This window comes from Nocardia wallacei, assembly GCF_029868745.1.
Taxonomy (GTDB): domain Bacteria; phylum Actinomycetota; class Actinomycetes; order Mycobacteriales; family Mycobacteriaceae; genus Nocardia; species Nocardia wallacei_B.
On record NZ_JARWOP010000171.1, the window covers coordinates 1 to 10,039 of the forward strand.

At 69.8% G+C, this 10,039-nt stretch carries 9 protein-coding genes; 4 read left to right on the forward strand and 5 right to left on the reverse strand.

The features are described 5' to 3' along the window. Nucleotides 1–186: 186 nt before the first annotated feature. The 5 genes from QH470_RS14190 to mptB all read right to left on the reverse strand — a co-directional run bounded on the left by QH470_RS14190 (nucleotide 187) and on the right by mptB (nucleotide 5,443). Nucleotides 187–948, reverse strand: a complete 762-nt coding sequence (locus tag QH470_RS14190) for an ABC transporter permease (protein WP_280272815.1) — start codon at nucleotides 946–948, stop codon at nucleotides 187–189. After that, nucleotides 945–1,889 (reverse strand): ATP-binding cassette domain-containing protein, encoded by a 945-nt coding sequence (locus QH470_RS14195; RefSeq protein ID WP_280272816.1) that lies wholly within the window; start codon nucleotides 1,887–1,889, stop codon nucleotides 945–947. The genes QH470_RS14190 and QH470_RS14195 overlap by 4 nt, the downstream gene beginning before the upstream one ends. Nucleotides 1,890–1,986: 97 nt before the next feature. Then, nucleotides 1,987–2,775: an ABC transporter permease gene (locus QH470_RS14200; protein ID WP_280272817.1), complete on the reverse strand. Its 789-nt coding sequence runs from the start codon at nucleotides 2,773–2,775 to the stop codon at nucleotides 1,987–1,989. Beyond that, on the reverse strand, nucleotides 2,775–3,707 hold the full coding sequence (locus QH470_RS14205; protein ID WP_280272818.1) for an ABC transporter ATP-binding protein: 933 nt from the start codon (nucleotides 3,705–3,707) through the stop codon (nucleotides 2,775–2,777). Before QH470_RS14205 ends, QH470_RS14200 begins: the two co-directional genes overlap by 1 nt. Next, the gene (gene mptB, locus QH470_RS14210; protein ID WP_280272819.1) at nucleotides 3,704–5,443 is read right to left on the reverse strand and encodes a polyprenol phosphomannose-dependent alpha 1,6 mannosyltransferase MptB; all 1,740 of its coding nucleotides are present in this window, start codon (nucleotides 5,441–5,443) and stop codon (nucleotides 3,704–3,706) included. Before mptB ends, QH470_RS14205 begins: the two co-directional genes overlap by 4 nt. Nucleotides 5,444–5,777: 334 nt before the next feature. On the opposite strand from mptB, the gene QH470_RS14215 reads away from it, so the two are divergent. The 4 genes from QH470_RS14215 to sufC all read left to right on the forward strand — a co-directional run. After that, entirely contained in the window at nucleotides 5,778–6,599 is an 822-nt protein-coding gene (locus QH470_RS14215) for a helix-turn-helix transcriptional regulator (protein WP_425302664.1), read from the forward strand. Next, on the forward strand, nucleotides 6,596–8,056 hold the full coding sequence (sufB, locus tag QH470_RS14220) for a Fe-S cluster assembly protein SufB (protein ID WP_280272821.1): 1,461 nt from the start codon (nucleotides 6,596–6,598) through the stop codon (nucleotides 8,054–8,056). The genes QH470_RS14215 and sufB overlap by 4 nt, the downstream gene beginning before the upstream one ends. Then, complete coding sequence (gene sufD / locus QH470_RS14225; RefSeq protein WP_280272822.1) at nucleotides 8,056–9,243, forward strand: Fe-S cluster assembly protein SufD; 1,188 nt, start codon at nucleotides 8,056–8,058, stop codon at nucleotides 9,241–9,243. The genes sufB and sufD overlap by 1 nt, the downstream gene beginning before the upstream one ends. Nucleotides 9,244–9,274: 31 nt before the next feature. Beyond that, the coding region (gene sufC / locus QH470_RS14230; protein WP_280272823.1) for a Fe-S cluster assembly ATPase SufC at nucleotides 9,275–10,039 on the forward strand (765 nt) is incomplete at its 3' end.

Consider the following 10,039-nt stretch of genomic DNA (forward strand, 5'->3'; position numbering starts at 1 on the left):
GCACGGATGGCATCGGTGATCATCGAGTGGTCGGTGAAACCGGCGTCGGTCAGCGCGGCGCCCACGTCGGTGAGCGACCCGCCGCGATTGAGCACCCGGTCGAGCCCCGCGGCCGCGGGGGCCCGGGGGGGCCCCCGGGGGCGGCGGAAGAGGGTGCGAAGGCGGACTGGCGGGAGCTCGTCGCGGCTACGCTCGCTTGCTGAACGTGGCGCGCGACCACAGGTAGCCGACCACGGCGAAGCCGACGCACCAGGCGAGCGCGGCCGCGGTGTAGCCGCCGGACGGATTCCCGGTGAGAAACCCGCGCAGCGACTCGATGATCGGGGTGAAGGGCTGATACTGCGCGAACTGCCGCACGCCCTGCCCCATCTTGTCGGCCGGGACGATCGCGCTGCTCACGAAGGGCAGCATGATCAGCGGCACCACGCTCATGCCCGCGGACTCCGGCGTCTTCGCGGCCATGCCCAGCGCGACCGTCAGCCAGGACGCCGCGAACGAGGTCGCCAGCATGACCCCGATCGCGCCGAGCCATTCGACGGCCGTCGCCGGCGACCGGAAGCCGAGGGCGAACGCCACCCCGACGACCGCCGCGATGGCGACCACATTGGTCACCATGGTGGCCACCACGTGCCCGGTCAGGACGGCGCCACGGGAGACGTCCATGACCTTGAAGCGGTTGATGACGCCCTTGGCCATATCGGAACTCACCGCGACCGCGGTGCCCGACAGCCCGTAGCTGATCGCCAGCAGGATCAATCCTGGTGTCGCGTAGACGATGTAGTCCCCGCCGACGTCGAACGCGCTGCCGAACACGTAGACGAAGATCAGCATCATCACGACCGGCATCAGCGCCGCGTTGAAGATCGTGACCGGGGTGCGGACGGTGTGTGTGAAGTTGCGCCGCAACATGATCGACGAGTCGGCCAGCGGTGCGTAGAGGGTGCTCATTGTGCGGTGTCCTTCGTGGTGGCGTGTCCGGTCAGGGAAAGGAAAACGTCGTCGAGGTCGGGGGTGTGGACCGAGACCTCCTCGGCCTCGAGCGAGTGCTCGTCGAGCCGATTCAGCAACTGGTGCAACGACTTCGAGCCGCCGTCGCCCGGCACCCGCAGGGCCAGGGCGTCGTCGTCGCGGGTGGCGCCGGGCACGATCCGCGCCGCCGTCGCCAGGTCCGCGGCGTGGGCGAAACGCAGCCGGATGTGGCTGCCGGGGACCCGGCGCTTGAGTTCGTCGGCGGTGCCCTCGGCGACGATGCGGCCCTGGTCGAGCACCGCGATCCGGTCGGCGAGCTGATCGGCTTCCTCGAGGTACTGGGTGGTGAGGAAGATCGTCACCCCGTCGGTGGTCAGGTCCCGCACGATCTCCCACATGGTGCGGCGGCTGCGCGGGTCCAGTCCGGTCGTCGGCTCGTCCAGGAAGACGATTTGCGGCCGGGTGACCAGCGTCATCGCCAGGTCCAACTTGCGGCGCATGCCGCCGGAATAGGTCGCCGCCCGCTTGCCCGCCGCGGCCGCCAGGTCGAACCGATCCAGCAACTCGGTGATCACCCGCTTGCTCTCGGCGCCCCGCAACCGGTGCAGATCGGCCATCAGCCGCAGGTTCTCCTCCCCGGTCAAAAGGTCGTCCACCGCCGCGAATTGGCCGGTGACGCCGATCGAGGCGCGCACCGCCTTGGTCTCGGTGGCGATGTCGTGCCCGGCGACCCGCGCCGTGCCGCCGTCGGCCTTCAGCAGGGTGGTCAGGACGTTCACCGTCGTCGTCTTGCCCGCCCCGTTCGGGCCGAGCAGCGAGAAGATCGTGCCGGTGGCGATGGTCAAATCAATGCCGTCGAGAACCGTCTTGTCCCCGTAGGCTTTCCGCAACCCGGAGGCCGCGATCGCTGAGCTGTTCATGCCGGTAACCGTCGCGCTCGCGCCTGATACCGGCCTGACACCGGGCTGATATGCCCGCTGACACGGAATCAGCCCTGATCACAGGGCATTCGCGGAACTATTCGAACCGGAACCAGCGCGCCGCCAGGAACCCGGTGACCAGACCCCACACCGCCAGCACGGCCAGCCCGTACCAGTCGACGCTCAGGCGCATGGCCTGTTCGAGGGCCTCGGCGAGGGCGCCCGAGGGAATCAGCCGGGCCAGCAGGCTGAGCCAGTCCGGGACGTCGTCGGCGGCGAACACCAGGCTCGAGGTGCCGAGCATGACGAACCACAGGATGTTCGCCAGCGCCAGCACGACCTCGGCCTTCAGCGTGCCGCCCAGCAGCAGGCCCATGGCCGCGAAGGTGGCCGTGCCGAGCGCGATCACCAGCGCGCCGAACGCCAGCCCGCCCGGTCCCGGGCGCCAGCCCAGCGCGATCCCGATGAGCCCGAGCAGAATCGACTGCAACACCACCACGATCAGCACCGCGGCGCACTTGCCGCCGACGATGCCCCAGCGTGGTAACGCGGTGGCGCCCAGCCGTTTCAGCGCCCCGTAGCGCCGGTCGAACCCGACGGCGATGGCCTGGCCGGTGAACCCGGTGGACATGATCGCCACCATCATCACCGCCGGCACCACCCGTTCGATCCGGTCGTCGCCGAGACTGCCCAGCGGCAGCAGCGTCAACCCGATCAGCAGCGCGAGGGGGATGAACATGGTCAGCAGCAGCTGTTCCCCGTTGCGCAGCAACAGGATCAGCTCCATGCGGGTCTGCGCGACCAGCATCGCCGCGCGGGCGGCGGGCCGGGGCGCGGGGGTGAAGGTGCCGGGGGCGAAGCGGTGGGTGGCGTCGGGGGAGGTCATCAGCCGCGCAGCTCCCGTCCGGTCAGATCGAGGAACACGTCCTCGAGCCGCCGCTGATCGATGCGGATATCGGTGGGCAGTACGTCGATTCGCGCGCACCAGGCCGTCACGGTGGCCAGCACCTGCGGCGTGATGTCGCCGCGCAGCAGATACGCCCCGGGCGTGGTCTCGCACGGCGAGAAACCTTCCGGCAGCGCGCATTTCAACAGTCGCAGGTCGAGTTTCGGAGGAGCGGTGAAGCGCAACTGGCCCTCGGCGCCGGTGGAGGTGACCTCGGCCGGCGTCCCCTGGGCGACGATGCGCCCGTGGTCGATGATGACCAGCCGGTCGGCGAGCTGCTCGGCCTCGTCCATCATGTGCGTGGTGAGCAGGAGGCCGACCCCGTCGCGGCGCAGCGCGTCGATCAGGTCCCACACCAAATGCCGGGCCTGCGCGTCCATCCCGGCGGTCGGCTCGTCGAGGAACACCATCTCCGGACGGCCCACCAGCGCGCAGGCGAGCGCCAGCCGCTGCTGCTGCCCGCCGGACAACCGCCGGTAGGGCGTGCGGCGCGCGTCCTGCAGACCGAGCGTGCGCAGCAGCCATTCCGGGTCCAGCGGATCGGCCGAGTAGGCGGCGACCAGATCGAGCATCTCCCCGGCCCGCGACCCCGGATAGGCGCCGCCGCCCTGCAGCATCACCCCGATCCGCGGGCGCAGCCGGTCGGAATCCGCGATCGGGTCCAGCCCCAGCACCCGCACCGATCCGGCGTCGGGCGCGGTGAATCCCTCGCACATCTCCACGGTGGTGGTCTTGCCCGCGCCGTTGGGGCCCAGCAGCGCCAGCACCTCGCCGCGGCGCACCTCGAAACCGATCCCGTCGACGGCGGTGACATCGCCGAAGCGTTTCACGACGCCGTCGATGCGGACGGCCGGTGGCGAGGCAGCACTCACGAAGACACACCGTATGCCGCGGGCCGCTGTGACCGAGCAGACACCCCCGGCCGGTTCCGCCACGGCAGCAGGTTCCGGGTGAACACGATGAAACCCACGCCGACGATCACGACGGCGACTGCGGCCTCGATGATCTGGAACACCCCGAAGTCCGCGCCGCGCGGCATCAGCATCACGCTCACCACCGCCGAGAACACCACCGCGGGCACCCGGAACGCCGGGGTGGTGGCCCACGCCGCCAGCGGCACGATGGCCCACAGCAGGTACCACGGCTGCACCACGGGGAACAGCAGCACGATGGCGGCGAGCGAGACGCCCATGGCGCCCACCGCTTGCAGCCGCCCGGTCCAGGTCGCGATCAGCATGCGCAGCGTGAGGAACGCGGCGACCGCGCCGGCGATCGGACGGGTGATGCTCAGCAGCGCGGTGGTGTGATCGCCCAGTCCCAGCAGCACGCCGCCGAATCCGGTGACGATGCCGATCGCGGTCGGCAGCGACATCCAACTGCGCACGGCGCTAGCGGTATTGAGGGTGTGCGTCCACCCGAATCCGAGCCCGCTGGCCCAGCTCACGAACAGCGTCGTGACGACCACGACCCCGGCGAGCACCAGCGCCGCGGTGAGCAGCGGCCGCAGCCCGCGCCCCCAGCGCCGCGCGAGCGCCATACCGACGAACCCCAGCGCGATGATCGAGGTGAACTTGACCGACGACGACAGCGTGATCACCACCGCGCCGAAGATCAGCAGCGACCAGGCCCGCCGATCGAAGGGCGTGCCGATAGCCTCCGTGCCGTTGGTGGGCGGCGGGTCGGTCGGCGAGCCCACCCAGCGTTCCCCGGAGATCGCCCGCAGGCAGAACTCCATGCCCGCGAGCATCAGCCCCAGCATCAGCGCGTCGTTGTGCACGCCGCCGACCAGGTGGAACAGCACCAGCGGATTGGCCGCCCCCAGCCACAGCGCGCTCACCGGCGCCACCCCGCACCGCCGCGACAGCCGCGGCAGCGCCCACACGATCAGCGCCACGCCGGCCAGCGCCAGCAGCCGGTGCGCCCACACGCCCAGAATGATGTTGTCCCCGGTCAGCTCCGCGATTCCGCGGCCCATCCAGAGGAACAGCGGCCCGTAGGGCGCGGGGGTGTCGCGCCAGATGTTGGGGACGTTGTAGGTCAGCACGTTGTGCAGTCCGAGCCCGGTGGCCGGGCCTACCTCGTACGGGTCCAGCCCGCGCGCGGCGATCTCGCTCTGTGCCAGGTAGGAGTACACGTCGTTGGAGAACAGCGGCGGCGCCACCGACATCGGGATGATCCACAGCAGCAGCGTCCGGTCCAGCTGCGAGCGGCTGAGCCGGTGCACGGGCGCCCCGCCGAACCCGCCGACGGCGAACCTGCCCAGCAGCAGCCACGCCATCACCACCAGCACCGTGCCGATCATGCACAGCGCCAGCGACGACGTCTGCCAGCGCGCGAACACCCCGATCACCCGCACGCCCGACACCGGGTTCTGCACCACCGGCTGCGCGGCCACGCCGAGCGCGCTGATCGCCATCAGCACCGACCCCGTGGCCCCCAGCAGCCGAATCCGCTTGAACTGCACCGTCTCCCGGGGATCCAGCCCCGGCACCTCTGACTCGGCCGTGTGCAGGACGGCGATGGTGTGATCGGCGGCGGGCACGTCCAGGCCCAGCGCCCGGCGCCCCACGTCGATTGTTCTGCGCCGCGCGCCCTCGAGTACCGCCACGGACCAAGAGCCTAGTTCGCGCACGGTCCGGTCACGACATGCGACTGTTTCGTTATTCGACGGGGCCATCCGGCACGCGTGTGGGCTTCGTCGCAATCCCGGAACGGACCCGGCGGCCCGCTTCCTGTCGCGAACATTCGGAGACCGGCGGTCGGGATGTATCGGTGCCGTAAAACCATGCGACACCGGGACTTTCGCTCCCCGATCGGCCGCCGCCGAGCCGCCGCGGGCCCGTGGCTCACCCGTCGGCAACCGCGCGGGCAATGCCGTTCCGGACCGACTGGTCAGGTCACCCTTACTAGAATGCGGGAAGGAATTCGGTCACACTGATGTTGTGAAAACCGTGGGTTTGCGGACTGAGACAGGTACCGGGCGTCGCGAAGGCGTCCGGAACACTGTCGCGCCCGCGGCGCCCGTGGGCGAGGGACACACCCGGGAGGCCGTGATCCAGCTGCTGCTGGAGCAGGGCCCGATCACGGCGACGGCCATCGGCAAGCGGCTGGGCCTGAGCCCGGCGGGGGTCCGGCGCCATCTCGACGCACTGATCGAATCCGGCGAGGCCCGCGCCACCCGCTCGGCGCCCTGGCAGCAGCAGGGCCGCGGCCGTCCCGCCAAGCAGTACCAGCTCACCGCGACGGGCCGGGGCCGGCTCGGTCACGCCTACGACGATCTCGCCGGTGCGGCCATGCGCCAGCTGCGCGAGCTGGGCGGCGACTCCGCGATCGGCGAATTCGCCCGCAAGCGGGTGGCGACGATCGTCGCGGGGATCGACAAACTCGCCCGCCACACCCCCGAATCCACCGCCGCGAAGGCCGAGGAGATCGCCGAGGCGTTCTCGGAGGCCGGTTTCGCGGCCTCCACCCGGAAGGTCGGTGCGGGCGTCCAGATCTGCCAGCACCACTGCCCGGTCTCGCACGTGGCCGAGGAGTTCCCCGAACTGTGCGCCGCCGAGCTGGAGGCGTTCCGTGAGCTGCTGGGCACCCACGTCCAGCGGCTGGCCACCATCGCCAACGGCGACTGCGCCTGCACCACGCACGTACCGCTGTTCGTGCTGCCCAACGCCACGACTCCCGACCCAGCCATCCCGAACGCCCGACAGACCGCTGCACAGCCCGCAGCGGCGAACACGAACGACTCCGGAAGGAGTGCCGAATGACGACCACCGCCGCCGCAGGCCGCGAATCTGGCACAGTCCAGGCGCCGCCCCTCACCCAGGAGGAGACCATTGCCTCGCTGGGTAACTACGGCTACGGCTGGGCCGACTCGGATGCCGCAGGTGCCGTCGCCAAGCGCGGCCTGTCAGAAGAGGTCGTGCGCGACATCTCGGCCAAGAAGAGCGAGCCCGACTGGATGCTCGACGTCCGCCTGAAGGCGCTGCGGATCTTCGACCGCAAGCCGATGCCGACCTGGGGCTCCAACCTCGAGGGCATCGACTTCGACAACATCAAGTACTTCGTGCGTTCGACGGAGAAGCAGGCGGCCTCCTGGGAGGAGCTGCCCGAGGACATCAAGAACACCTACGACAGGCTGGGCATCCCGGAGGCGGAGAAGCAGCGGCTGATCGCCGGTGTGGCCGCGCAGTACGAGTCCGAGGTGGTCTACCACCAGATCCGCGAGGACCTGGAGTCGCAGGGCGTCATCTTCCTCGACACCGACACCGGCCTCAAGGAGCACCCGGAACTGTTCCGGGAGTACTTCGGCTCGGTCATCCCGGCCGGTGACAACAAGTTCTCCGCGCTGAACACGTCCGTGTGGTCGGGCGGCTCGTTCATCTACGTGCCCCCGGGCGTGCACGTCGACATCCCGCTGCAGGCCTACTTCCGGATCAACACCGAGAACATGGGCCAGTTCGAGCGCACCCTGATCATCGTCGACGAGGGCGCCTACGTGCACTACGTCGAGGGCTGCACCGCGCCGATCTACAAGTCCGACTCGCTGCACTCCGCGGTCGTGGAGATCGTGGTGAAGAAGGGCGGGCGCTGCCGCTACACCACCATCCAGAACTGGTCGAACAACGTCTACAACCTGGTCACCAAGCGGGCCAAGGCGGAGGCGGGCGCGACCATGGAGTGGGTCGACGGCAACATCGGCTCCAAGGTCACCATGAAGTACCCGGCGGTCTGGATGACCGGCGAGTACGCGAAGGGCGAGGTGCTGTCGGTGGCGTTCGCGGGCGAGGGCCAGCACCAGGACACCGGGGCGAAGATGCTGCACCTGGCGCCGCACACCTCCTCCAACATCGTGTCGAAGTCGGTGGCGCGCGGCGGCGGGCGGGCCTCGTATCGCGGCCTGGTCCAGGTCAACAAGGGCGCGTACGGCTCGAGTTCGTCGGTGAAGTGCGACGCGCTGCTGGTCGACACGATCAGCCGCTCCGACACCTACCCCTACGTCGACATCCGCGAGGACGACGTCACGATGGGCCACGAGGCGACGGTCTCCAAGGTGTCCGCGGACCAGTTGTTCTACCTGATGAGCCGCGGCCTCACCGAGGACGAGGCGATGGCGATGGTGGTGCGCGGCTTCGTCGAGCCGATCGCCAAGGAACTCCCGATGGAGTACGCGCTGGAACTCAACCGCCTGATCGAACTGCAGATGGAAGGAGCGGTCGGCTGATGCCGGTCGAGAACGTGACCGAGGCCCTGGAGGGCGCTGCGGCTCGCACCCCCGCGATCAACAAGGGGGAGGTGTTCGCGTCGTTCGACGTGAACGCCTTCGAGGTGCCCTCCGCCAAGGACGAGGCGTGGCGGTTCACCCCGCTGCGCCGGCTGCGCGGTCTGCACGACGGCACCGCCGAGGCCGACGGCCGCGCCGTGGTCGAGGTGCGCCCGGTCGCGGGCGTCACGGTGGAGACGGTCGGCCGCGACGACGCCCGCCTCGGCGAGGCCGGTGTCCCGTCCGATCGCGTCGCCGCGCAGGCCTACTCCGGCTTCGAGCAGGCCACCATCGTGTCGGTCGGCAGGGAAACCGAAGTCGCCGAACCGATTTCGGTGACGATCACCGGTCCCGGCGTGGACCGGACCGCGTACGGCCACGTGCAGATCCGGCTGGACGCCTTCGCCGTCGCCACCGTGGTGATCGACCAGCGCGGCAGCGGCACCTACGCCGAGAACGTGGAATTCGTGCTCGGCGACAGCGCCCGGCTGACCGTCGTGGCGGTGCAGGACTGGGCCGACGACACGGTGCACGCCACGGCGCACCACGCGCGCCTCGGCCGCGACGCCACGCTGCGCCACACCGTGGTCACCCTGGGCGGCGACCTGGTGCGGCTCACCGGCACGGTCCGCTACGCCGGTCCCGGCGGCGACGCCGAACTGCTGGGCCTGTACTTCGCCGACGCCGGCCAGCATTTCGAGCAGCGCCTGCTGGTCGATCACGCGGTGCCGAACTGCAAGTCCAACGTGATGTACAAGGGTGCGCTGCAAGGCGATCCGCGGTCGCCGAAGGGCGACGCCCGCACCGTCTGGGTGGGCGACGTGCTGATCCGCGCCGCGGCCGAGGGCACCGACACCTTCGAGGTGAACCGCAATCTGGTCCTCACCGACGGCGCCCGCGCCGACTCGGTGCCGAACCTGGAGATCGAGACCGGCGAGATCGTCGGCGCCGGGCACGCCTCGGCCACCGGCCGCTTCGACGACGAGCAGCTGTTCTACCTGCGCGCTCGCGGTATCCCGGAGGAGGCCGCCCGCCGTCTGGTGGTGCGCGGGTTCTTCCACGAGATCATCCAGAAGATCGCGGTCCCCGAGATCCGGGAGCGGCTCGAGGCGGCCGTGGAGGCCGAACTCGCCGCGATCGGCGTCTGACACCCCACTCGCACAGTCCAGAAGGAACGCAATGACCACCCTCGAAATCAAGGACCTGCACGCCGAGGTCGCCAACCCCGACGAAGCCGGGGAGCCGATCAAGATCCTCAAGGGCGTCGACCTCACCGTGAAATCCGGTGAGACGCACGCCATCATGGGCCCCAACGGCTCCGGCAAGTCGACGCTGTCCTATGCCATCGCCGGCCACCCCAAGTACACCGTCACCCAGGGCTCGATCACCCTGGACGGCGAGAACGTGCTGGAGATGTCCGTCGACGAGCGGGCGCGCGCGGGCCTGTTCCTCGCCATGCAGTACCCGGTCGAGGTGCCCGGCGTCTCGATGTCGAACTTCCTGCGCACCGCGGCCACCTCGGTGCGCGGCGAGGCGCCCAAGCTGCGGCACTGGGTCAAGGAGGTGAAGGAGTCGATGTCCGAGCTGGAGATCGATCAGGCCTTCGCCGACCGCTCGGTGAACGAGGGCTTCTCCGGCGGTGAGAAGAAGCGTCACGAGATCCTGCAGCTGGGCCTGCTCAAGCCGAAGATCGCCATCCTCGACGAGACCGACTCCGGTCTGGACGTGGACGCGCTGCGCATCGTCTCCGAGGGCGTCAATCGCTACAAGGAGCGCGAGAACGGCGGCATCCTGCTCATCACCCACTACACCCGCATCCTGCGCTACATCCAGCCGCAGTTCGTGCACGTGTTCGTGGGCGGCCGGATCGTCGCCGAGGGCGGGCCGGAACTCGCCGACGAACTGGACGCCAACGGCTACGTGCGCTTCACCTCCGCCGCGGCC

Coding starts and splice junctions, on each gene's coding strand:
- sufD (WP_280272822.1), top strand. CDS start 8,056: ATGCCGGTCGAGAACGTGACCGAGGCCCTGGAGGGCGCTGCGGCTCGC.
- sufB (WP_280272821.1), top strand. CDS start 6,596: ATGACGACCACCGCCGCCGCAGGCCGCGAATCTGGCACAGTCCAGGCG.
- QH470_RS14200 (WP_280272817.1), bottom strand. CDS start 2,775: ATGACCTCCCCCGACGCCACCCACCGCTTCGCCCCCGGCACCTTCACC.
- QH470_RS14190 (WP_280272815.1), bottom strand. CDS start 948: ATGAGCACCCTCTACGCACCGCTGGCCGACTCGTCGATCATGTTGCGG.
- QH470_RS14195 (WP_280272816.1), bottom strand. CDS start 1,889: ATGAACAGCTCAGCGATCGCGGCCTCCGGGTTGCGGAAAGCCTACGGG.